This is a genomic window from Trinickia symbiotica (assembly GCF_003028655.1).
Classification (GTDB): Bacteria; Pseudomonadota; Gammaproteobacteria; order Burkholderiales; family Burkholderiaceae; genus Trinickia; species Trinickia symbiotica_A.
Map to the genome: position 1 here is coordinate 83942 of NZ_PYUC01000018.1, position 22145 is coordinate 106086.

A 22145-nucleotide genomic window follows, 5' to 3' on the forward strand; every position below is an offset into this window, starting at 1 on the left:
CGACTTGCGGCATCGTTTCGTTTTACTCATGAGCGTCCCTCCACCATCGTCGACTCCCGCCGCTTCCACTGACCCGGATCACGCCTCCGACGAGAAGCCGCTCGGCCTCGCCGGATCGCTCTGGTTGCGCGCGGACGGCGAGACGTTGGCCGGCGCCGCGCGAATCGCGCTGCTCGCGGCGATCGGCGAGACGGGGTCCATCACCGCCGCGGCAAAAGCCGTCGGCCTCAGCTACAAGGCGGCGTGGGAAGCCATCGACGCGATGAACAACCTTGCCGGCGTCGCGCTCGTCGTCCGCTCGACCGGCGGCAAGGGCGGCGGCGGCACGACGCTCACGCCGCGCGCCGAGCGCCTCATTGAGACCTACCGCGCGCTCGAGCACGAGCATCGCAAATTCATCGAGCGGGCGAGCGCGGCGATCGACGATTTCGCGGGCGACTGGGCAATGATCGGGAGAATCGGCATGAAGACGAGTGCACGCAATCAGCTTTATGGGACGGTCGAATCGATTACGCGCGGAGCGGTCAACGACGAAGTCGTGTTGAAGTTGCCGGGTGGGCAGATGCTCGTCGCGGTCGTGACGCACGAGAGCGTCGAAGGGCTCGGGCTCGCCGTCGGCAAGCCGGCGTTTGCGCTCGTGAAGGCTTCCTGGATCATGCTGGCCGTCGATGATTCGAAAGGCGCAGCGTCGTTGCGCATTTCCGCGCGCAACCGGCTACCCGGGTCGGTCAAGCGCGTGACTCAGGGGGCGGTCAACTCCGAAGTTTCGCTGGAACTCGATAGCACTACCGCGGCCGGCACCGCGGCGCCCGCCGTGGTGACTGCCATCATCACGAATGAGAGCGTCTCGACATTAGGGCTGAGCGAAGGTACACCGGCAATCGCGGTTTTCAAGGCGTCGAGCGTGATCCTCGGTACGACGGACTGAGCGGGCAGGGCGTTTTTCAGGCCAGATCGATCCCGAGCGCGGCGCTATGCGGGGCCGAGCTGACGGGCGCACGGTGCGACGGTTCGAGCCCGGCTTTCCAGCGAGCGCGAATGTAGGGACGCTCGTGGCCCGAGAGATGGAGTGCGACGTGCGTGATCCAACGTTGCGTCGGCACCCGGACGTCGTGCAACGCCACCGCGAGCATCAGCAGGCTCACCGCCACGGGCACGGCTGAAAGCTTGCCCGGGTGAGCGTCCCAAGCCCACCAGACGAAGAGTACGGCGGCGAGCGCGCCGATGATGCAACCGGCGATGGCTTCCGACGGCGAATGCGCTTCGAGCACCACGCGCGAGAGCCCGACCGCGACGCCGGCGGCCATGCCGAGCGCGACGCCAAGCACGCGGATACGTGTCCGCGTCGGTAGCAAGGTCAGGAATAAGCCGACCGGATAGACAGCGGTCGAGAGCATGGCGTGGCCGCTCACTCCGGTGAAGTCCCATTCGCGAACGCCAACCCCCCAGCCGAGAAAGGCGATCTTCGTCAGCGCGACGATGCAGGATGCCCCCGCGATGATGGCGAGCCAGCCCGCCGCGAGGCGCCACGTGTAGCCGAGCGCGAGCCACAGCGCGATCGTGAGGGCGAGAGGCAGCGTGAGACCCGGGCCGCCGAGGCGCGTGATCGTATACCAGAGGTGAAGCGGAAGGTCGTGCATGTCAGTACGCGCGAGGGGGACTTCCCCGAGAGGGACTCCCAACGAGAATTCCTCACGGGCGCCTTTCGGGGCGGGCCGTGCGCGAGGGCGCTCGGCTTGATGATACGTAAGAACGCGCAAGCCCCCGGACCGGACGACAGGAAAAACGTGCGCGAACGCACAGTATAGCGACTGCACCCGCGACCGGGCTCCGGATAGGGAATCAGCGAAACGAGAATTTACTGATTAAACAGGTGCGCAACGGATTGACATGCGTCGAACATCGACGAAGGGGTAGTATTGTGCAGTGCGTCATGGAAGGACGGGCGCGCCGGTTTCCTCTTTCAGCGGGCTTCGCTCAATGACAAAAAGTCTGACGAAAATCTGGCTACACGGCTTCAAGCGGTTGATGACGGGCCTGCCCAAGGTGCAGGCGGACTACCTGCGCGATGTCACGAAAAAACAGCGGAAGGCGCGCGCCGATAGCGTACGCGCGGCGAAGCCACGGCAGGCGCGCGAGGCGCCGGAGTCGCGCGTGCGTCCGCGCGCGGCGGCGTGGGCGAAGGGAACGTGGACGCGGTCGTATCACTCGGCGCCACCGATGCCGGGCCGCCTCGTCAATCATCTGTCGTATGGCCTCTATGTGCCGCCCACGCGCTCGACGTTGCAGATGCCGCTCGTGGTGATGCTGCACGGATGCAAGCAGACCATCGACGAGTTCGCGGCGGGCACGCGGATGAACCTCGTCGCCGATGCGCAAGGATTCGCCGTCGTCTATCCGGAGCAGTCGAAGCACGCACATGCGCACCGATGCTGGCATTGGTACGACGATCGGGATTCCGCGGGACGCGGAGAAGCGCGCGCCGTCGTCTCGCTCGTCGACGAGCTTGTCGAGGCGTATGGATTCGACCCGGAGCGCGTTTACGTCGCGGGTCTTTCGGCCGGCGCGGGGCTCGCTTCACTGCTTGCGATGCACTACCCGGAGCGCTTCGCGGCGGTCGGGCTTCACTCTGCACCCGCGTTCGGCGAGGCGCATTCCGGCATGACGGCAATGGACGTGATGCGGCGTGGCGCGCGGCACGACCCGGTGGCGCTCGTCGATGCCGCCATCGACGCCACGGCGTACCCGGGCATGCCGGCGGTCATCGTGCAGGGCGACCAGGATGCGGTGGTGGCGCCGCAAAACGCCGAACAGCTCGCGGTCGAGTTTCTGCGCGCGAACGGGCTTGTGGACGCCAGCGGTGCGCCGGTCTCGGGCACCATTCGCGAAACGCGGGAGGCGGGGACGATGATCCGCGACTACTCGGCGGGCGGCCGCCGCGTCGTGCGGCTCGTGCGCGTTGCCGATCTAGGCCATGCGTGGGCTGGTGGCGATGATGCGATTCCATTCCACTCGCGCAAAGGGCCCGATGCGAGCGCGCTGATGTGGGAGTTTTTCCGCTATCAGCGCAGACGCAATCGGGTTGTCAACGCCGCGGTCAGGCGAGCCGCGGCGTCCGGCCGCTGAGCCGCGAATCGGCGGCCAAAGTGGATGAGCGATGCGTTAACGCGACAGTTTTGACGCACTGCGACAAAGGACTGGCAAGTGATCAGGGTTTTCCCTATAATACGGGTAAATACCTAGGGGTCAACCCTGCCGAGAGGTCCACCATGTTTCTGCTTAGCCGCCTGTTCCTGTTCCTGACGAAATCCGCCGACGAGCGCAAGAAAGAGCGCGACGATGCCTATCTGGCGGAAGCCACCGATCTTTACGATCTCGAGTACCGCATGCGCAAGCTCGACCGCGACGCGGCGACGCCTTCCGCGGCGTGGCTCGGCCAGTACTGAGCAAAGCCGAGTGCTGACGAACGAGCCGGCCCGGCCTTATTGCCCGGCCGGCTTTTCAGCGTTCTGCGTCCCGAAGCAACCGCGGTAGGTCGCGTAGAACGAGCAGTAGAGCATCGTCGTCAACGTGATCGTCGCCGGAAAAAGCACGGCGAACGCATAGTCGTGCGCGTCGAGCGCGTCCATCAGGAACGAAAGCCCGATCGATACGACGATTGCCGTCGCGAACCATAGCGCGGCGTAGACGATGAACGCACCGCGGTTGCGCCAGCAGCTGACGAGGCTGAAGAACATTGCCTTGGCGGGCGGCACGCCGTGCCACGCGGCGAGAATGGGCGCGAACCAGAAAAGCATCGCTACCGGCACATAGCAGGCTAGTGCCACGAGCCCCGCAAGCGGCACTGATTTCGTCTTTGCCAGCGTTTCCGGAGACACGCCGGAGACGCCGAGCATCAATTTGAACAAGATCCCCCCATCGGCGAGCGCCGAGCCCGCGAACACGAGCGCGATCGCCGCGACGTAGAGGCCGCCGAGCTCGATGAGCCGTCGCGCGGCGAGCCCTCCATACGAACGGAATCCGTCCACCAGTATCGTCGGGAAGACCGGCTTGCCCGCCACCGTGTCGCGACAGGCCGCCATGAACCCTACCGCCACACCCGGAATGAACGCGAGCGGCAGGATGCCGCCTACCATCGGCACGAGCGAGACGATCCACATCGCGAAGAGGTAGGTGAAGAAGATCGTCAGGAACGCCAGCGGGTTGCGGCGAAAGAGCCATATGCCCTGCCGGTACCAGACGTAGCCGGTTTTTGCGGGAACTTCGATTAGTTGCATAGCGGGGAAGCGCTCGCGGCGTCGGCGTGCATCATGCGTTGGCGCAGAATGCGCTCGAAATGAGTGGGGTCATGCGGCTGCAGCATCGCGGCCGCGCGCGGCAGATAGTAATCGTAAAGGCGCGAGACCCAGAAACGGTACGCGCCCGCACGCAGCATGTCGCGCCAATGCCGGTTCTCTTCCGGCGTGAAGGGCCGCACGGTCTGATAGGCGCGCAGCAGCGCCGTGAGCCTCGCGCCATCGAAACGGCCAGTCGCAAGATCGACGCACCAGTCGTTGGCCGTCACCGCCACGTCGAAGAGCCACTTGTCGCAGCCCGCGAAATAGAAGTCGAAGAATCCGCCGAGCCGCACCTGGTGGTTCGTTCCCGGCGCCGCCGGCGCGAACAGCACGTTGTCGCGGAAAAGATCGCAATGGCAGGGGCCGCCCGGCAGCGCTGCGTAATCGGCCGATTCGAAGAATGCCTCCTGGTGGGCGAGCTCGTCGACGATAAGCTCGCGCTGCGCTTCGTCGACGAACGGCACGATCTGCGGCACCGTTTCTTTCCACCAGGCGAGGCTGCGCAGATTCGGCTGATGCGACTTGAAATCGCGGCCCGCCAGATGCAGGCGCGCGAGCATCTGGCCCACTTCCCCGCAATGTTCGGCGCCGGGCGCGAGTTCGGCCTTGCCCTCGAGCTTCGTCACGATGGTGGCGGGCTTGCCGTGCAGGATGCCGAAGAGCGCGCCGTCGTCGCGCGGCACGGGATCCGGAACCGGCACGCTATGCGACGCCAGGTGGCGCATCAGATCGAGATAGAACGGCAACTGCTCGGCCGTCAGCTTTTCGAAGATCGTGAGGACGAAGTCGCCACGCGTCGTGGTGAGGAAGTAGTTGCTGTTTTCGATGCCCGAGCTGATGCCGCGAAAATCGACGACCTCGCCGAGATCGTAGTGGCGCATCCATTGCGCGAGGTCGGTTTCGTTGACGACAGTGAATACGGCCATGCGGAGAGCTTCGAAATCGGATTGACGAACGGCAAGGGAGTGCGCTTGGCGCGCCTTGCAAGGCACCCGCCAGCAAAAGCCGGCGTTCGGCGGCGCGACGATGAACGTTGCTGAGGCTGAGACAGCGCCACGGCGGGCCGGCCGCTCATGCGTGACGGCCCGATGACGGTCCCTTCATAACAATCAGTAATGCAGGTTGATCGACGGCAGGCGCGTACTTGGCTGACCGCTGTCGTGAGGTTTCGGGGAAGTATCGGGCGAGGCGCTCATCTGATAGTGCGTACCGAAATTCGAGCGAACGTCGATCTCGACGGGCTTGCCTTTGTCGCGGTACTCGGTGATTTCGGTGCCGTTGCCGCTCCTCTCATAGAAGCTCGGCGTGCGCGGCACGTTGATATCGACTTTCGACGAGACCTCCGCCGCCGGCCGATTGATGGCGTCAAGATCGGGCAGACCCGCCGCTTCGTTGGCAGCGCGCGATGCCGCGTGCGCCTGGGCGTTATCGGCCGGTTGGGCGGCGGAGACGCCGCACACGGCAAGCATCGCCGAAACGGCAACGGCGACGGGGAGATACGGCTTCATAGTGTTTCTCCAAGGGAACCCTTAGATTCTAGCAAATGCGTCCCCCAAAACGGCTTCGCTTGCGCACGCACCGGGACACATTTTTTTGAGCGCCGTGGCGCATGTCCCCACGCCTCGCTGGCCGAATGGCCAGCGTGACCGGCCGCGCAACGTTTAGCCACATACTTCGTGGTAATGTCGTTGCATTCGACGAGGCGAAATCAAAGATGAAAAACGATCTGACTCAGCATGCGCGGGCAGTGCACCCGAGCGACTTTCCGACCGAAGCCTTCACCGACGCGGCCGATGCCGTCGCGCGGCTCTCCGCGATCTACGAGGCCAATACCGCGTTCCTGCGCGACGCCTTCGCGCGCTACCGCCGCAACGAAGCCTTCACCGAGCATGTGCGCGCCTGCTATCCGTTCGTGCGTGTTCAGACTGAAGTCAATACGCGCGTCGATTCGCGCCGCTCCTACGGCTTCGTTGCAGGTCCTGGCGTTTATGAAACGACGGTGACGCGCCCCGATCTCTTTGGCAACTACTACCGCGAGCAGCTGCGGCTTCTTGCGAAGAATCACAGCGTTTCGATCGAAGTCGGCGTATCGCAGCAGCCGATCCCCATTCACTTCGCGTTCGCTGAAGGCATTCACCTCGAAGGCGACCTCGGGCGTGATCGGCTGATGGCGATGCGCGACGTTTTCGATACGCCCGATCTCGCGCAGCTCGACGATCGCATCGTCAACGGCACGTACGAGCCGGCGCCCGGCGAGCCGCATCCGCTTGCGCTCTTTACGGCGCCGCGCGTCGATTTTTCGCTGCATCGTCTCAAGCACTATACGGCGACGTCGCCCACGCATTTTCAGAACTACGTTCTTTACACGAACTATCAGTTCTACATCGACGAATTCACGAAACTCGGGCACGCCCTGATGTCGCCTACCGACGACGAGGAGCTGCGTGCCTATCGATGCCAATACACGTCGTTCGTCGAGCCCGGCGACGTCGTCACCTACAACGCGAATCTCGGTGAGCAGCCGGACGAAGGAACGGCGCCGGTGCGGCTGCCGCAAATGCCCGCCTATCACCTGAAGCGGGCCGACGGCAGCGGCATTACGATGATCAACATCGGCGTCGGCCCCTCGAACGCGAAGACGATCACCGATCACATCGCCGTGTTGCGGCCGCACGCATGGATCATGCTCGGGCACTGCGCCGGCCTCAGAAACACCCAGCGGCTCGGCGATTATGTGCTGGCACACGGCTATGTGCGCGAGGATCACGTGCTCGATGCCGACCTGCCGCTCTGGGTGCCGATTCCGGCGCTAGCCGAGGTACAGGTCGCGCTCGAGCGCGCCGTCGCGCAGGTGACACAGCTCGAAGGCGCCGAGTTGAAACGTGTGATGCGCACGGGGACGGTGGCGAGCGTCGACGATCGCAACTGGGAGCTGCGCGACTATCGAGAGCCGGTGCGGCGGCTTTCGCAGAGCCGCGCGATCGCGCTCGACATGGAAAGCGCGACGATTGCGGCAAACGGCTTCAGGTTCCGCGTGCCGTACGGCACGCTGCTGTGCGTCTCGGACAAGCCGCTGCACGGGGAGGTGAAGCTGCCCGGCATGGCCGATCAGTTCTATCGCGCTCAGGTCGATCAGCACCTGCAGATCGGGGTGAAGGCCATGGAGCTCTTGCGGATGAACGGGCTCGACCGTCTGCATAGCCGCAAGTTGCGCAGTTTTGCGGAGGTGGCGTTTCAATAGGGAAACGTTGCTGACGATCGCGTTCGCAGCGTATCCACATGTTGAAACGTCGTGCGCGACCGTATATACTTGTCTATACGAAAGGGGATTGCGCCATGGCAAAATCGGCCACGCTCAGGATTCAGCAGTGGGGGAACAGCTTGGCTGTTCGGATCCCCGCGGCCGTTGCACGGTCTGCCCACTTCGAGGTGGGGCAGGAGGTCGAAGTGACGACCGACGAGGTGGGCGTGACGGTGAAGCCGATCGGTCCTCGCAAACTCACACTCGCGGAGAAGCTGGCACAGTTCGACCCCGCGAAACACGGGGGCGAAGCGATGGCAACGGGCCCCGTCGGCGCTGAGGTGGTCTGATGGCGGGCGGTTCATGGGTGCCGGAACGACGCGACATCATCTGGATCGATTGCAATCCTCAGATTGGCCGCGAGATGCGGGATTTCCACCCGATGCTGGTCCTCTCGCCGAAACCGTTCAATGAAAAAACTGGAATCGTGATTGGACTCCCGATGACTACAGCGGCGTTCAATGACACTAACCCGTTTGCAATCAAGTTTCGCGGGCCGAAGAACATTACGAGTTACGTGCTTGGGCACCAGCCGAAGTCGTTCGACTGGCGCGCGCGCGGCGCCAAGGCGCATCCATGGAAGCGTGCGCCCGACGAAGTCTTCGCAGCGGCATGCGAGCAGCTGAATCAGATCATTGCGATTGGGGAGTAGGCCGCTTCGCGCCTCAGAGATAAAACATCCGATCCTCTTCCGCCTTGACCGTCTGCGGCTGGGGCTCTTCGCGATCCTCGTAGAACGAAAGCACCGCCTCGAGCACCTGGTCCGGATCGTCGATGACCTTCATCAGGTTCATGTCGCCGGGGCTGATGAGCCCCATCGGCACCATCGAATTCTGGAACCAGTCGAGGAGCCCCTTCCAGAACTCGCCGCCCACGAGAATGATCGGGACGTGGCGCGACTTCTTCGTCTGAATCAGCGTGAGGACTTCGGCGAGCTCGTCGAGCGTGCCGAAGCCGCCCGGCATCACGATGACGGCGTCCGAGTTCTTGACGAACGTGACCTTGCGCGTGAAGAAGTGGCGAAAACGCAGCGAGATGTCCTGCCACTGATTGCCCGACTGCTCGTGCGGCAACTCGATGTTGAGTCCGACGGACGGGGCCTTGCCCGCATGCGCGCCGCGGTTCGCGGCCGCCATGATGCCGGGGCCGCCGCCCGAGATGACGGCGAAGCCCGCGTCGGACAGCTTGCGCGCGATCTGCATCGTCAGCTTGTAGTACGGCGAGTTCGGCTTCAGGCGCGCCGAGCCGTAGATGCTGACGGCCGGGCGGATCTCCGAGAGGTACTCGGTCGCCTCGATGAACTCTGCCATAATCGTGAACATCTGCCACGATGCGCGGGCCTTCTTGGCCGTTGCGCGTTCTTGATCTGCGAGCGATCGCAGACTCGGAATCACTTTTCTAGTCTTGTTCATAATGCTTTTGGAACGAAACCTAAAAGGTAAGACCCTGGTGTTGGTCGATGGATCAAGCTATCTCTATCGGGCTTACCACGCGATGCCTGACTTGCGCGGTCCTGACGGCGAACCGACGGGTGCGCTCTATGGGATCGTCAACATGTTGCGGCGCATGCGCAAGGATGTCACGGCAGAGTATAGCGCGTGCGTGTTCGACGCCAAGGGCAAGACGTTTCGCGACGAGTGGTACCCCGAGTACAAGGCTCATCGTCCGCCGATGCCGGACGACCTGGCGAAACAGATCGAGCCGATCCATTTCGCCGTGCGCGCGCTCGGCTGGCCGTTGCTGATGGTGGACGGCGTCGAGGCCGACGACGTCATCGGCACGCTGGCCGCCGAAGCGGAGCGCGAGGGAATGAACGTCCTCATCTCGACGGGTGACAAGGACCTCGCTCAGCTCGTGAGCCCGCACGTCACGCTCGTCAACACGATGACGAACGAAACGCTCGATCGCGAGGCCGTGATCGCGAAGTTCGGCGTGCCGCCCGAGCGAATCATCGACTACCTTTCGCTCATCGGCGATACGGTCGACAACGTACCCGGCGTCGCCAAGTGCGGTCCGAAGACCGCCGTCAAGTGGCTCTCGCAATACGAGACGCTCGAGGGCGTCATCGCGAACGCCGCGGACATCAAAGGCGCCGTCGGCGAGAATCTGCGCCGCGCCCTCGATTTTTTGCCGCTCGGCAAGAAGCTCGTTACGGTCGAGCGCGCATGCGACCTGAAGGACCACGTCGCGTCGATCGAAGAGACCTTGACGACGCGCCCCGAATCGCCGCTCGATCTGCGCGAGCTGTTCATGCGCTACGGCTTCCGCACATGGCTGCGCGAAGTGGAAACGCTCATCGAGCAAGTCGAAACGGCACAGGAGGTCGCGCCCGAAGCGGCCAACGTGCTCGCGGCCGCGCCGGCTCCGACGATCGAGGCGCCGCGCCACTATGAAACCGTGCAGACGTGGGAGCAATTCGACACCTGGCTAGCCAGAATCGACGCGGCGCCGATCACGTCGTTCGATACCGAGACGACTTCGCTCGATCCGATGGTCGCCGAGATCGTCGGCCTTTCGCTCGCCGTCGAGGCCAACTGCGCCGCGTACATCCCGGTGGCGCATCGCGGCCCGGACCATCCCGAGCAGTTGCCGCGCGATGAAGTGCTTGCGCGACTGAAGCCGTGGCTCGAGAACCCCGAGAAGAAGAAGCTGGGCCAGCACCTCAAATACGACGAGCAGGTGCTGCTCAACCACGGCATCGCATTGAACGGCGTCGAGCACGACACGCTGCTCCAGTCGTACGTGCTCGAATCGCACCGTTCGCACGACATGGACAGTCTCGCGATGCGTCACCTCGGGGTCGAGACCATCAAGTACGAAGATGTTTGCGGCAAGGGCGCGGGCCAACTGTGCTTCGACGAGGTGCCGCTTGCGACCGCGGCCGAGTACGCGGCCGAGGACGCGGACGTCACGTACCAACTCCATGCGGCGCTCTATCCGCGCATCGAATGCGAGCCGGGCCTCTTGCGCGTCTATCGCGATATCGAGATTCCGACGTCGCGCGTGTTGCGCAAGGTGGAGCGCAACGGCGTGCTCATCGACAGTGAGCGCTTGCGCCGGCAAAGCAACGAAATCGCCACGCGCCTCATCGAACTCGAAGCCGAGGCTTACAAGCTGGCGGGCGGCGAGTTCAATCTCGGCTCGCCGAAGCAGATCGGACAGATATTCTTCGAGCGTCTGCAACTGCCGGTCATCAAGAAGACGCCGAGCGGCGCGCCGTCGACGGACGAAGATGTCCTGCAAAAGCTTGCCGAAGATTATCCGCTGCCGAAGCTGCTGCTCGAGCATCGCGGGTTGTCGAAGCTGAAGTCGACTTATACGGACAAGCTTCCGCGCATGGTCAATCCGCGCACGGGGCGCGTTCATACCAACTACGCGCAGGCCGTCGCGGTAACGGGGCGGCTCGCCTCGAACGATCCCAATTTGCAGAACATTCCGGTGCGCACGGCCGAAGGTCGCCGCATCCGCGAGGCGTTTATCGCCCCCGAGGGCCGCAAGATCGTCTCGGCCGATTACTCGCAGATCGAGCTGCGCATCATGGCGCACATCTCCGGCGACGAGTCGCTGCTGGCCTCGTTCGCGAAAGGCGAAGACATCCATCGTGCAACGGCGTCGGAAGTCTTCGGCGTGACGCCGCTCGAAGTGACGGACGATCAGCGCCGCATCGCGAAGGTCATCAATTTCGGCCTGATCTACGGGATGAGCTCGTTCGGCCTCGCGTCGAACCTCGGCATCACGCGCGATGCGGCGAAGCTCTATATCGACCGTTATTTCACCCGTTACCCCGGTGTCGCGCGGTATATGGACGACACGCGCATGAGCGCGAAGGAGAAGGGTTTCGTCGAAACGGTGTTCGGCCGCCGCCTCTGGCTGCCGGAGATCAACGGCGGGAGTGGCCCGCGCCGGCAGGCGGCCGAACGCGCCGCGATCAACGCGCCGATGCAGGGCACGGCCGCCGATCTCATCAAGATGTCGATGATTGCCGTGCAGGACTGGCTCGAGCGCGAGAACGCGGCGAGCCTCATGATCATGCAGGTTCACGACGAGCTCGTGCTGGAAGTACCGGAAGACGAATTGCCGACCGTCCGCGAGAAGTTGCCTCAGCTCATGTGCGGCGTTGCGGAGCTCAAGGTGCCGCTCGTCGCGGAAGTCGGTGTGGGAGCGAATTGGGAAGAGGCGCACTGAAAACTGACGGTAGCTGCCCCCCGCGCTCAGCGGTGCGCATCACATCGTGATGCCGGCAACAAGAATCAGCAACGGCAACTACGGAGAATCAGGCATGCATCGTTTCATCGTGGTAGGGGGTGGGGCAGGGGGGCTGGAGCTCGCAACGCGGCTTGGCGATCGGTATGGCGGGCGCAAGCGAAAATCCGCTCAGCGCGCGCTCGTTACGCTGGTCGATCGCTATCCGACGCATATCTGGAAACCGTTGCTGCATGAAGTCGCGGCCGGCAGCATGGATCCGTTCACGCAGGAGCTCGAATACCCTGCGCAGGCGCGCTGGCATGGGTTCGAGTTTCAGCAGGGCGAGCTCGTCGGTATCGATCGCGCCGCGAAGCGGATCATGCTCGCGCGCGTGATCGACGACGACGGCGCCGAAATTCTGCCGGCACGCGAGCTCGAGTACGACACCCTCGTCATTGCCATCGGCAGCACCACTGCGTTCTTCGGCGTGCCCGGCGCCGAGGAATATTCGATCGCGCTCGATACCGTCGAAGAGGCGGAGCGCTTTCGCAAGAAGCTGATCGCCGCTTGCATGCGCGCTGAGCATCAAGTGCACGTGACCGTCGAGGATGGGCCGGAGATGTCGCCTGAAAGCGAGCCGCGCATCCAGATCGCGATCGTTGGCGGCGGTGCGACGGGCGTCGAGCTTTCGGCGGAGCTCCGCAATACGGCACAGGTGCTTTCCGCGTACGGGCTGCATAAGCTCGATCCGAGCCACGATATCGGCCTCGTCGTCATCGAGGCAGGGCCGCGCATTTTGCCCGCGTTGCAAGAGCGTGTCTCGAGCGCAACGGCGGAATTGCTGAGAAATCTAGGCGTCAAGCTGATGACAGGCGAGAGGGTCGCTCAGATCGCGCCCGGCTTCGTGCGCACGGCTAGCGGCAAGACGGTGCGTGCCGATCTGACTGTCTGGGCAGCCGGCATCAAGGCGCCGCCCGTGCTTTCCCGGCTCGACGGGCTGCCCGTGACGAAGCTCGGCCAGCTCGTGGTGCGGCGCACGCTGCAAACGGAAGCCGATGACGATATCTTTGCACTTGGCGATTGTGCCGCGTGCCCATGGCCAAGCCACGACGGCAACGACCGCAAGGTGCCGCCGCGCGCGCAGGCCGCGCACCAGCAGGCGAGCTTTCTGCTGCGCGCGTTCGCCAACCGGCTCGACGGCCGGCCGTTGCCGGAGTTCACTTACCGCGATTTCGGCTCGCTCGTCTCGCTCGGTCACTTCAGCGCGGTCGGCAATCTGATGGGCGGGGTGATCGGCGGCAGCATGCTCGTCGAAGGACTCTTTGCGCGTTTCATGTACATGTCGCTGTACAGGCTGCATATTGCCGCGTTGCACGGTTATCCGCGCATGATGCTCGATACCGTCGCGCACTGGCTGCGGCGCACGACGTTGCCGCGCGTCAAGCTGCATTGAGGTGATGCGCCGGTACGCCGGTCGGTCCGCGGCGGGTGGCCCCAAAAAAACCAGGAGCGAAAATGTTGTCACCGGATATCGATACCCTCGTGCCGCATGTGCCCTTCGATCGCCGCACGTTCCTCAAGGCGACGATCGGCAGCGGATTTGCGGCGGCCGTGCTGCCCGTCTCGGCGCAGACCATCCATACCGACAGTGCCGGCCTCGAGGCCGGCGCGGTCGGGTTCCAATCGCAGGGCACACTCGTGCCCGCCTATCGTGCGCAGCCGCAGGGCAAGACGCACCTTCCCGTCGTGATCGTGATCCACGAGATTTTTGGCGTGCACGAGCATATCGCCGATGTCTGCCGGCGGTTCGCGAAGCTCGGCTACCTCGCGCTCGCGCCGAATCTATATTCGCGTCAAGGCGATCCGAACGCTTACAAATCGATTCAGCAGTTGAGCAACGAGCTCGTAAGCAAGGTGCCCGACGCCTCCGTCATGGCCGACCTCGACGCCGCCGTTCAATGGGCGGGCGAGCACGGCGGCGATCTGAAGCGGGTCGGTGTGGTCGGGTTCTGCTGGGGCGGCAGGCAGGCGTGGCTCTTTGCCGAGCACAACCCGAAGTTGAAGGCGGTCGTATCGTTTTACGGGTTTCTGGAAGGCAAGCCGACCGACACGAAGCCGTTCAACCCGATCGACCGAGTCGCCGAACTGCACGCGCCCGTGCTCGGGCTTTACGGGCTTCAGGACCAAGGCAATCCCCAGGATGTGATCGAGCGGATGAAGGCTGCGATCGCAAAAGGCCCGGAAGTCGGCCGCGGTTCGCAGTTCGTCGTTTATCCCGATGCCGGGCACGCGTTCTTCGCCGACTATCGGCCGAGCTACCGCAAGGCGGATGCGGAAGACGCGTGGCGCCGCACCCTCGCCTGGCTGCGTGAGCACGGCGTGGCTTAGCACCGAGACGGCTTTTGAGTCGGCTGGCGAGTCCGCGACGAGCGACAAAGAGTCCGCGCGCGGTTCGTACATACAGGCCCAGGACTAGGGCTTAGCTCCCACCGTAATCGGACGCGACGGCTCCGCGCACCATTCACTCCACGAGCCGGGGTAGAGGACGGAGCCGTGCAAGCCCGCCACTTCCATCGCCAGCGCGTTGTGGCAGGCCGTGACGCCCGAGCCGCACTGCAGGACGACATGTTCGGGCTGCGTCGCTCCGATCGCGGCCTTGAACTCGTCGCGCAGCGTATGCGCGGGCTTGAATCGCCCGTCGGCCGTCAGGTTGTCCTTGAAGAAGCGATTCACGGCGCCGGGGATGTGGCCGGCGACGGGATCGATCGTCTCGTTCTCGCCGCGGTAGCGATCCGGCGAGCGCGCATCGACGACGAGCCGCTCATGCGTCGACAGGTTTTGCTCGAGCGCGTGCGCATCGACGGTGACCGCGAGCGGCGCTCCCGCCTTGAAGTCACCCTTCACTCGGGCCGGCGTCGCCGTATCGAGCTTGTATCCGGCGCCTTGCCAGGCCTGGAGGCCGCCGTCGAGAACGGCGATCGAATCATGTCCGAGCCAGCGCAAAAGCCACCAGAGCCGTGCGGCGTAAGCGCCGCCCTGCGCGTCATAGGCGACGACCTGCTGGTTCTGCATCAGGCCGTGCGCGGCGAGCGTATCGACGAGCGCCGTGCGCTCGGGCAGCGGGTGCCGCCCGTTCTTCCCTGTCTTCGGCCCCGAGAGGTCGCGCTCGAGATGCAGGTAATGCGCGCCGGGAATATGGCCGGCCGCATAGGCCGCAACGCCTGCAGCGGGATCGGCGAGATCGAAGCTGCAATCGAAGACGAGTACGGATTGCGGCGCGTGCTCGAGACGCTCGGCGAGATTGGTGGCCAGGATCAGCGTCGTGTAATGGGTGTGCGGCATGATGGTCCTCGTGGTGAGCGAAGGCTGATTGATGCTCAAAGTTTAGGGCCTGTTCACGGCGATTTCAGCCGATGACGGCGCGTTTCGCCGGCGCGCGCCGTTCACTGTCGCATCCTCGCACGAAAAAGCGGGCAAGAAGGAAGACCTTCTTGCCCGCCTTGCTCTGGGCCAAAGCCGCTCGCCCGATGCTCGTCAGATCGTACCGAGCTCGCGCCGCAGGAATTCGTGGAAGTGCTGCATGCCGTCTTCCATCGGGCTCTGATACGGCCCCACCTGCGACTCGCCGCGCCGCATGAGCGCGAGCCGGCCGGCGTCCATGCGCTCGGCGATTTCGTCGTCCTCGCGGGCTGTTTCCATATAGGCGGCGCGCTCCGCTTCGACGAACTCGCGCTCGAAAAGGGCGATTTCCTCGGGATAATAGAACTCGACGATGTTCGTGGTCTTGCGCGGGCCGCGCGGGATCAGCCACGACAGCACCAGCACGTGCGGATACCACTCGATCATGAGCCCAGGGTAGTAGACCATCCAGATGGCGCCGTACTCGGGCGGCTGGCCGCCGCGCATGCGCAGGACTTCATCGTGCCATTTGCGGTAGACGGGGCTGCCCGCCTTGGCAAGACCCGCATGGACGCCGACGGTCTGCACGCTGTACCAGTTGCCGAATTCCCATGTGAGATCGTCGCAGTTGACGAAGCTGCCGAGGCCCGGGTGGAAAGGTACGACGTGATAGTCCTCGAGGTAAACCTCGATGAAAGTCTTCCAGTTGTAGTTGCACTCGTGCACCTCGACGTGATCGAACATATAGTCCGCGAAATCGAAGTGATTGCGCGTGCCGAGCTTGGCGAGATCCTTGGCCACGTCGCGTCCCCCGGCCTCGAAAAGCAGGCCGTGCCAGTTCTGCAGCTTCGTGGCGCCGAGATTCAGGCAAGGGTTGTCGGCGAAGTGCGGGGCGCCGAGCAACTCGCCGTCGAGGTTGTAGGTCCACCGATGCAGCGGACAGACGATGTTCTGCGTCTGTCCGCGCCCGCCCAGCATGATGGCCTGACGATGGCGGCACACGTTGGAGAGCAGCTCGATCTCCGAGCGCTCGTTGCGCACGAGGACGCGGCCCTCGTTTTCGGAGGGCAGCGCAAAATAGCTCCCGACTTCGGGCACCATCAACTCGTGCCCGACGTAACGGGGACCCTTCTTGAAAAGGACTTCCAGTTCGCGCTCGAGAAGCGCTTCGTCAAAGTAAGCCGTGACTGGCAGCTGACTCGAGATTGCCTTCAGCTGCAATGCATTGCTCAGATTGGACATTCCCACTCCCGTGAAGACGTGAAAGCAGTGAACAACCCAACCATCGAAGATTCGATTTGGGGAGCCCGCGATTATACCCTTTCCCCCTTCCGTGGGGCACCTAAGTCCATGATTTGTCCGTTGATTCGACCGCAGCAGGGCGCCCTGGCCCGCCGCTCGGGCGTATCCATCGGCCAAACGACGGGTGATTCGTCTATTGTTTTGGCGCCCGCGCAACACTCGGATGTCCGTATCGACTCGAAGCAGCTCATATCGACTTCCCCTTCATTACCATGCCCCTATTGCGGCGACGCCGGGCAGGATAGTTGCGCAAACGTTGTGTTGATGCGAATGGCAAAAGGTGCCGGATGGGGCCGACTGCCGGCTTTTGCCGTAGAATGTCCGACTTGTTTTTGAATTCACCCTATTTCGATGGCGAACACCGCACCCGAGGACGCCGCCTCACGCGCACAAAGCGGGCCCGACAGCGAGGGGCCGCTACCCGAGAACTATGAAGCGGCGCTCGCGGAACTGGAGCAGCTCGTCGCTCGAATGGAGGGCGGCGCGCTGAGCCTCGAGGAGTCCCTCGCCGCGTATCGGCGCGGCGCGGCGCTCGTGGCCTACTGTCAGCAACAACTGGAAAAGGTGGAGCAGCAAGTGCGCGTACTCGACGGCGAGACGTTGAAGCCTCTGCCCGCCGGCACCCCTGCCGCGGAAGGCGGAGACGACTTATGACTTTTGAAGAATGGATGCGCGCGGTGCTCGCGCGCGTCGAGGCGGCGCTCGAGCGATATCTGCCGGGCCCGCGGATCGAGCCTGCCCGGCTGCACGAAGCGATGCGCTACGCGGCGCTCGGCGGCGGCAAGCGGGTGCGGCCGCTGCTCGTGCATGCGGCGGGCGAGCTGACGGGCGCGCGCGCGGCGGCCCTCGAAGCGGCCTCTGCCGCGATCGAGATGATCCACGTCTACTCGCTCGTGCACGACGATATGCCGTGCATGGACGATGATGAGCTGCGGCGCGGCAAGCCGACGGTGCATGTCCAGTACGACGAGGCCACGGCGCTGCTCGTCGGCGACGCATTGCAATCGCAGGCTTTCATCGCGCTGACCGACGAAGCGGCGCTCGACGTGCCGGCTCAGGCCGCGCTCGTGCGCGAGCTTGCGCTGGCGAGCGGGTCGCTCGGCATGGCGGGCGGCCAGGCGATCGATCTCGCGAGCGTCGGCTTGACGCTGACGCGTATCCAGCTCGAGACGATGCATCGGATGAAAACCGGAGCGCTATTGCGCGCGGCCGTACGGATGGGCGCGCTCGCGGGCGAGGCGCCCGATGCCGCCGCGATGGGTGCGCTCGACCGCTACGCCGCGGCGATCGGGCTGGCGTTCCAGGTCGTCGACGACATTCTCGACGTGACGACGGATTCGGCAACGCTCGGCAAGACGGCGGGCAAGGACGCGAAGGACGGCAAGCCGACCTACGTGTCCATCCTCGGTCTCGAGGCGTCGCGTGCGCTCGCGGCTCAATTGCATCGCGAGGCGCACGAGGCACTAGGCTCATTCGGCGGGCGTGCGCAACGTCTCGCCGAGTTGGCGGACCTGGTGGTGAACCGGGTCAGTTGAACGCTAAGCCCGCCGCCGCGCGAATGCCACGGGGAGCGCGAGAAAAAAGCGGGCGCGTAAGTTTTCCTACAATGGAACGACGATGTACGACTTGCTCAAAACTATCGACGACCCGGCGGACCTTCGCCGTCTCGACCGTCGTCAACTGAAGCCGCTTGCCGACGAGCTGCGCGCGTTCGTGCTCGACAGCGTGTCGCAGACGGGCGGGCACTTGTCGTCCAATCTCGGCACGGTGGAGCTCACGATCGCTCTGCATTACGTGTTCGACACGCCGCACGACCGCATCGTCTGGGACGTCGGCCATCAAACGTACCCGCACAAGATTCTCACCGGGCGCCGCGATCAGATGCACTCGCTGCGTCAGCGCCATGGCATTTCGGGTTTCCCGCGCCGCTCGGAATCGGAATACGACACGTTCGGCACGGCCCATTCGAGCACGTCGATTTCGGCCGCGCTCGGCATGGCGATCGCGAACAAGCTCGCGGGTGACAACCGTTTTTCGATCGCCGTCATAGGCGACGGCGCAATGACGGCCGGCATGGCGTTCGAAGCGATGAACAACGCCGGCGTCTGCGACGACGTGCCGTTGCTCGTGATCCTCAACGACAACGACATGTCGATTTCGCCGCCCGTCGGCGCACTGAACCGTCATCTCGCCCGGCTGATGTCGGGCCGTTTCTATGCCGCGGCTCGCGCGGGCGTGGAGCGTGTGTTGCGCGTCGCGCCGCCGATGCTCGAGCTTGCGCGCAAGCTTGAAGAGCACGCGAAAGGGATGGTCGTGCCGGCTACGCTCTTCGAGGAGTTCGGCTTCAACTATATCGGCCCGATCGATGGACACGATCTCGATTCGCTGATCCCGACACTGCAGAACATCCGTGAGTTGCGCGGGCCGCAATTCCTTCACGTCGTGACGAAGAAGGGGCAAGGGTACAAGCTCGCGGAAGCCGATCCGGTGCTCTACCACGGCCCTGGCAAGTTCAATCCGGCCGAAGGGATCAAGCCGCCTGCCGTGCCGCCCAAGAAGACTTATACGCAGGTTTTCGGCGAGTGGCTTTGCGATGCGGCCGAGCTCGATTCGCGCGTGGTCGGCATCACGCCCGCCATGCGCGAGGGCTCCGGTCTCGTCGAATTCGAGAAGCGCTTCCCCGACCGCTACTATGACGTCGGCATTGCCGAGCAGCATGCGGTGACGTTCGCGGGCGGTCTGGCCGCCGAAGGCATGAAGCCCGTCGTCGCCATTTATTCGACGTTCCTGCAGCGCGGCTACGATCAGCTCATCCACGACGTGGCACTCCAGAATCTGCCCGTCGTCTTCGCGATCGACCGCGCCGGGCTCGTCGGCGCCGACGGTGCGACGCACGCGGGCGCCTACGATCTGGCCTTCCTGCGCTGCATTCCGAACATGACGGTCATGGCGCCGTCCGACGAGAACGAATGCCGCCAGATGCTCTACACGGCGCTGCAGCAGTCGAATCCGACGGCAGTGCGGTACCCGCGCGGCGCCGGCATCGGCGTCGCGACGGCCAAGCAGATGTCGGCGATTCCGGTCGGTCGTGGCGAGGTTCGTCGGCAATCGACGGCCGCCAAGGGCAACCGCATCGCCATCCTCGCGTTCGGCACGATGGTCGCACCGTCGCTCGCGGCGGCCGAGGCGCTCAATGCGACGGTGGCCAACATGCGCTTCGTGAAGCCGATCGATACCGCGTTGCTGCTCGAGCTCGCGCAAACCCACGATGCGCTCGTGACGGTCGAGGAAGGCTGCATCATGGGCGGCGCCGGGTCCGCTTGCGTGGAAACCCTGCTCGCCAATGGGGTTGTTCGGCCCGTACTACAATTGGGCCTCCCCGACAGCTTCATCGATCACGGCGATCCGGCCAAGTTGTTGGCAGAGTGCGGTCTCGACGGCGCGGGCATCGAAAAATCGATTCGCGCGCGTTTCGTCGAGCCTGCCGCGAAGCTTGCGCAACGCGTCGCGTAACGATGCGGCCGCCGCTTCACGGCGGCTGCGTTCTTGCCGTAGCGTACTCATGCATGGGCCTCTCGGCCCATGTTTCGTTATATGCAGTGATCTGCATGGCCGGCGCCGATAGGTGCGCGGTGTTTCTCGCCGCTGCGCCTTAAAGGACCAAAAGAACCATGAATCTCATGAACCCAGCCTTCGCGATGCCCGACGTGCAAAGCTCGCCTGATACGCGGCAAATCTCCATTCAGCGCGTCGGCGTAAAAGGCGTGCGTCACCCGCTCGCCGTGCGTACGGCAAACGGCGACGCGCAGGCGACGGTCGGCATCTGGAACCTCGATGTCCATCTGCCCGCCGATCAGAAGGGCACGCACATGTCGCGCTTCGTCGCGTTGCTCGAGGAAAGCAAGGCGCCGCTCGAGTCGGCGACGTTTCGCGCGATGCTGGCCGCGATGCTCGAGAAGCTCGAAGCGCCGGCAGGCCGCATCGAGGTGTCGTTTCCGTACTTTGTCAGCAAGACGGCGCCCGTTTCGGGCGTCTCGAGTCTGCTCGACTACGAAGTGACGATGACGGGCGAAATGCGCGACGGCGTGCTGCGCACGTTCGTGCAGGTCCTCGTGCCCGTGACGAGCCTTTGCCCATGCTCGAAGGAGATCTCGCAATACGGCGCTCACAATCAGCGCTCGCATGTGACGATTCGCGCCGAGCTCACGGGCGACATGTCGGCCGAGGAATTGATCAGGATTGCTGAAGATGAGGCGTCGTGCGAGCTCTGGGGGTTGCTCAAGCGCCCCGACGAGAAGTTCGTGACCGAGCGCGCTTATGAGAACCCAAAATTCGTCGAGGATCTCGTGCGCGATGTCGCGCAGCGGCTCAATGCGGACGAGCGGATCGTCGCCTACACGCTCGAGGCCGAGAATTTCGAGTCGATCCACAACCACAGCGCTTACGCCGTGATCGAGCACGACAAGCGCCAGCCTGCGCTTGCTGCATAACTGGGTGCCGTTATCGCGCGAGCGAGGCGAGGTCCCAGCGCGGCTTGACGGTGAACGCGTAGTCCCTGCTGGCCTGCTCGGGCCAGCGCTGCAGACGTAAAGCGCCGGCGAGGGCGATCATCGCACCGTTGTCGGTGCAAAGCGACAGGTCCGGGTAGTGCACGTCGAACCGACGCTTTTGCGCCGCTTGCGAAAGCGCGTCGCGCAGCTGCCGGTTCGCGCCGACGCCGCCCGCCACGACGAGCCTTGTCAGATGCGTCTTCTTCAGCGCGGCGAGCGACTTGGCAACGAGGACGTCGACCGCCGCATCGACGAAACCGCGTGCGAGATCGGCCTTCGCCTGCTCGCAGACGTTCTGGCCGAGCTTCTTCACTTGCGTGAGGACGGCGGTCTTGAGTCCGCTGAAACTGAAATCGAGATCGCCTGAGTGCAGCATCGGCCGCGGCAGCTCCACGGCGCCCGGCGTGCCGTATTCGGCAAGGCGGGAGACTTCGGGGCCGCCCGGATAGCCGAGCCCCAGCAGCTTCGCTGTCTTGTCGAACGCTTCGCCGGCCGCATCGTCGACGGTTTCGCCGAGCGTTTCGTAGATGCCGACGTCGGTCACGCGCATCAGCTGCGTATGTCCTCCCGAAACGAGCAGCGCGACGAACGGAAACGGCGGCGGTGCTTCGACGAGCAGCGGCGACAGCAAGTGGCCTTCGAGATGATGGATGCCGATCGTCGGCTTGTCCCAAGCCATGGCGAGCGCGTTGGCAACGCTTGCGCCCACGAGCAGCGCGCCGGCCAGGCCGGGGCCTTGCGTGAAGGCGATGGCGTCGACATCGGTGCCGCGCGCGCTCGCGCGTGTGAGGACCTCCTCGAGCAACGGCAGGGCGCGACGGATATGGTCGCGCGAAGCGAGCTCCGGCACGACGCCGCCGTAGTCGCGATGCATGGCGATCTGCGAGTGAAGGGCGTGCGCCAGGAGACCGCGCTCGCTGTCATACAGCGCGAGACCGGTCTCGTCGCAGGAGCTTTCGATGCCGAGAACGAGCATGGTGGGTGATGCAAAGGGCGGCGGGCGGTGCGATGGAGCCGACGTCCGGCGACGTGGTGCGCCCGTCCAACCTTTCCAATGGAAACGTAAAATTA

Annotated in this window: 21 protein-coding genes; 13 read left to right on the forward strand and 8 right to left on the reverse strand. The window is 64.2% G+C overall.

The window, feature by feature from the left end; genetic code table 11:
* Positions 1–28: 28 nt before the first annotated feature.
* Positions 29–928: a TOBE domain-containing protein gene (locus C9I57_RS27875; protein ID WP_107153803.1), complete on the forward strand. Its 900-nt coding sequence runs from the start codon at positions 29–31 to the stop codon at positions 926–928.
* A 16-nt stretch (positions 929–944) separates the two neighbouring features.
* Here the strand turns inward: C9I57_RS27875 and C9I57_RS27880 are convergent, their stop codons facing one another.
* Positions 945–1640, reverse strand: coding sequence for a phosphatase PAP2 family protein (locus C9I57_RS27880; protein ID WP_107153804.1), 696 nt, complete (start codon positions 1638–1640; stop codon positions 945–947).
* Between the two features lie 340 nt (positions 1641–1980).
* Between C9I57_RS27880 and C9I57_RS27885 the strand changes: the two genes are divergently transcribed.
* Both C9I57_RS27885 and C9I57_RS27890 read left to right on the forward strand, forming a co-directional pair.
* On the forward strand, positions 1981–3126 hold the full coding sequence (locus tag C9I57_RS27885) for an extracellular catalytic domain type 1 short-chain-length polyhydroxyalkanoate depolymerase (protein ID WP_107153805.1): 1146 nt from the start codon (positions 1981–1983) through the stop codon (positions 3124–3126).
* 143 nt (positions 3127–3269) lie between these two features.
* Positions 3270–3446 (forward strand): DUF3563 family protein, encoded by a 177-nt coding sequence (locus C9I57_RS27890; protein ID WP_018439757.1) that lies wholly within the window; start codon positions 3270–3272, stop codon positions 3444–3446.
* Positions 3447–3482: 36 nt separating this feature from the next.
* On the opposite strand, the gene C9I57_RS27895 is transcribed toward C9I57_RS27890, so the two are convergent.
* The 3 genes from C9I57_RS27895 to C9I57_RS27905 form a co-directional block, all read right to left on the reverse strand.
* A complete protein-coding gene (locus C9I57_RS27895; protein WP_107153806.1) occupies positions 3483–4277 on the reverse strand; it encodes a BPSS1780 family membrane protein in 795 nt (264 codons plus the stop codon).
* Complete coding sequence (locus tag C9I57_RS27900) at positions 4268–5263, reverse strand: homoserine kinase (RefSeq protein WP_107153807.1); 996 nt, start codon at positions 5261–5263, stop codon at positions 4268–4270. Before C9I57_RS27900 ends, C9I57_RS27895 begins: the two co-directional genes overlap by 10 nt.
* Positions 5264–5446: 183 nt before the next feature.
* Positions 5447–5845 carry a hypothetical protein gene (locus C9I57_RS27905; RefSeq protein WP_107153808.1) on the reverse strand — a complete coding sequence of 133 codons (399 nt, stop codon included), beginning with the start codon at positions 5843–5845 and terminating at the stop codon, positions 5447–5449.
* Between the two features lie 206 nt (positions 5846–6051).
* Between C9I57_RS27905 and C9I57_RS27910 the strand changes: the two genes are divergently transcribed.
* The 3 genes from C9I57_RS27910 (at position 6052) to C9I57_RS27920 (ending at position 8290) form a co-directional block, all read left to right on the forward strand.
* Positions 6052–7578, forward strand: a complete 1527-nt coding sequence (locus tag C9I57_RS27910; RefSeq protein WP_107153843.1) for an AMP nucleosidase — start codon at positions 6052–6054, stop codon at positions 7576–7578.
* A gap of 95 nt (positions 7579–7673) precedes the next feature.
* Complete coding sequence (locus C9I57_RS27915; protein ID WP_107153809.1) at positions 7674–7928, forward strand: AbrB/MazE/SpoVT family DNA-binding domain-containing protein; 255 nt, start codon at positions 7674–7676, stop codon at positions 7926–7928.
* Positions 7928–8290 (forward strand): type II toxin-antitoxin system PemK/MazF family toxin, encoded by a 363-nt coding sequence (locus tag C9I57_RS27920; RefSeq protein WP_107153810.1) that lies wholly within the window; start codon positions 7928–7930, stop codon positions 8288–8290. The genes C9I57_RS27915 and C9I57_RS27920 overlap by 1 nt, the downstream gene beginning before the upstream one ends.
* 13 nt (positions 8291–8303) lie before the next feature.
* On the opposite strand, the gene C9I57_RS27925 is transcribed toward C9I57_RS27920, so the two are convergent.
* Positions 8304–9050 (reverse strand): TIGR00730 family Rossman fold protein, encoded by a 747-nt coding sequence (locus C9I57_RS27925; RefSeq protein WP_018439749.1) that lies wholly within the window; start codon positions 9048–9050, stop codon positions 8304–8306.
* A 1-nt stretch (position 9051) separates the two neighbouring features.
* Between C9I57_RS27925 and polA the strand changes: the two genes are divergently transcribed.
* The 3 genes from polA to C9I57_RS27940 all read left to right on the forward strand — a co-directional run bounded on the left by polA (position 9052) and on the right by C9I57_RS27940 (position 14211).
* Positions 9052–11823, forward strand: coding sequence for a DNA polymerase I (gene polA / locus C9I57_RS27930; protein ID WP_107153811.1), 2772 nt, complete (start codon positions 9052–9054; stop codon positions 11821–11823).
* A 94-nt stretch (positions 11824–11917) separates the two neighbouring features.
* The gene (locus tag C9I57_RS27935) at positions 11918–13276 is read left to right on the forward strand and encodes an NAD(P)/FAD-dependent oxidoreductase (RefSeq protein WP_107153812.1); all 1359 of its coding nucleotides are present in this window, start codon (positions 11918–11920) and stop codon (positions 13274–13276) included.
* 62 nt (positions 13277–13338) lie between these two features.
* Positions 13339–14211 (forward strand): dienelactone hydrolase family protein, encoded by an 873-nt coding sequence (locus C9I57_RS27940; protein ID WP_107153813.1) that lies wholly within the window; start codon positions 13339–13341, stop codon positions 14209–14211.
* Between the two features lie 84 nt (positions 14212–14295).
* Here C9I57_RS27940 and C9I57_RS27945 read toward each other — a convergent pair whose 3' ends face one another.
* Positions 14296–15165, reverse strand: coding sequence for a sulfurtransferase (locus C9I57_RS27945; protein ID WP_107153814.1), 870 nt, complete (start codon positions 15163–15165; stop codon positions 14296–14298).
* A 192-nt stretch (positions 15166–15357) separates the two neighbouring features.
* Complete coding sequence (locus C9I57_RS27950; RefSeq protein ID WP_107153815.1) at positions 15358–16464, reverse strand: aromatic ring-hydroxylating oxygenase subunit alpha; 1107 nt, start codon at positions 16462–16464, stop codon at positions 15358–15360.
* Between the two features lie 411 nt (positions 16465–16875).
* On the opposite strand from C9I57_RS27950, the gene C9I57_RS27955 reads away from it, so the two are divergent.
* From C9I57_RS27955 to folE2, 4 genes are all read left to right on the forward strand, one after another.
* Positions 16876–17178: an exodeoxyribonuclease VII small subunit gene (locus C9I57_RS27955; RefSeq protein ID WP_107153816.1), complete on the forward strand. Its 303-nt coding sequence runs from the start codon at positions 16876–16878 to the stop codon at positions 17176–17178.
* Positions 17175–18059, forward strand: coding sequence for a polyprenyl synthetase family protein (locus tag C9I57_RS27960; RefSeq protein WP_107153817.1), 885 nt, complete (start codon positions 17175–17177; stop codon positions 18057–18059). Before C9I57_RS27955 ends, C9I57_RS27960 begins: the two co-directional genes overlap by 4 nt.
* A gap of 82 nt (positions 18060–18141) precedes the next feature.
* Positions 18142–20037: a 1-deoxy-D-xylulose-5-phosphate synthase gene (gene dxs / locus C9I57_RS27965; RefSeq protein WP_107153818.1), complete on the forward strand. Its 1896-nt coding sequence runs from the start codon at positions 18142–18144 to the stop codon at positions 20035–20037.
* Between the two features lie 158 nt (positions 20038–20195).
* Positions 20196–21014: a GTP cyclohydrolase FolE2 gene (folE2, locus tag C9I57_RS27970; protein ID WP_107153819.1), complete on the forward strand. Its 819-nt coding sequence runs from the start codon at positions 20196–20198 to the stop codon at positions 21012–21014.
* 10 nt (positions 21015–21024) lie between these two features.
* Here folE2 and tsaD read toward each other — a convergent pair whose 3' ends face one another.
* On the reverse strand, positions 21025–22050 hold the full coding sequence (gene tsaD / locus C9I57_RS27975) for a tRNA (adenosine(37)-N6)-threonylcarbamoyltransferase complex transferase subunit TsaD (RefSeq protein WP_107153820.1): 1026 nt from the start codon (positions 22048–22050) through the stop codon (positions 21025–21027).
* Between the last annotated feature and the right edge of the window lie 95 nt (positions 22051–22145).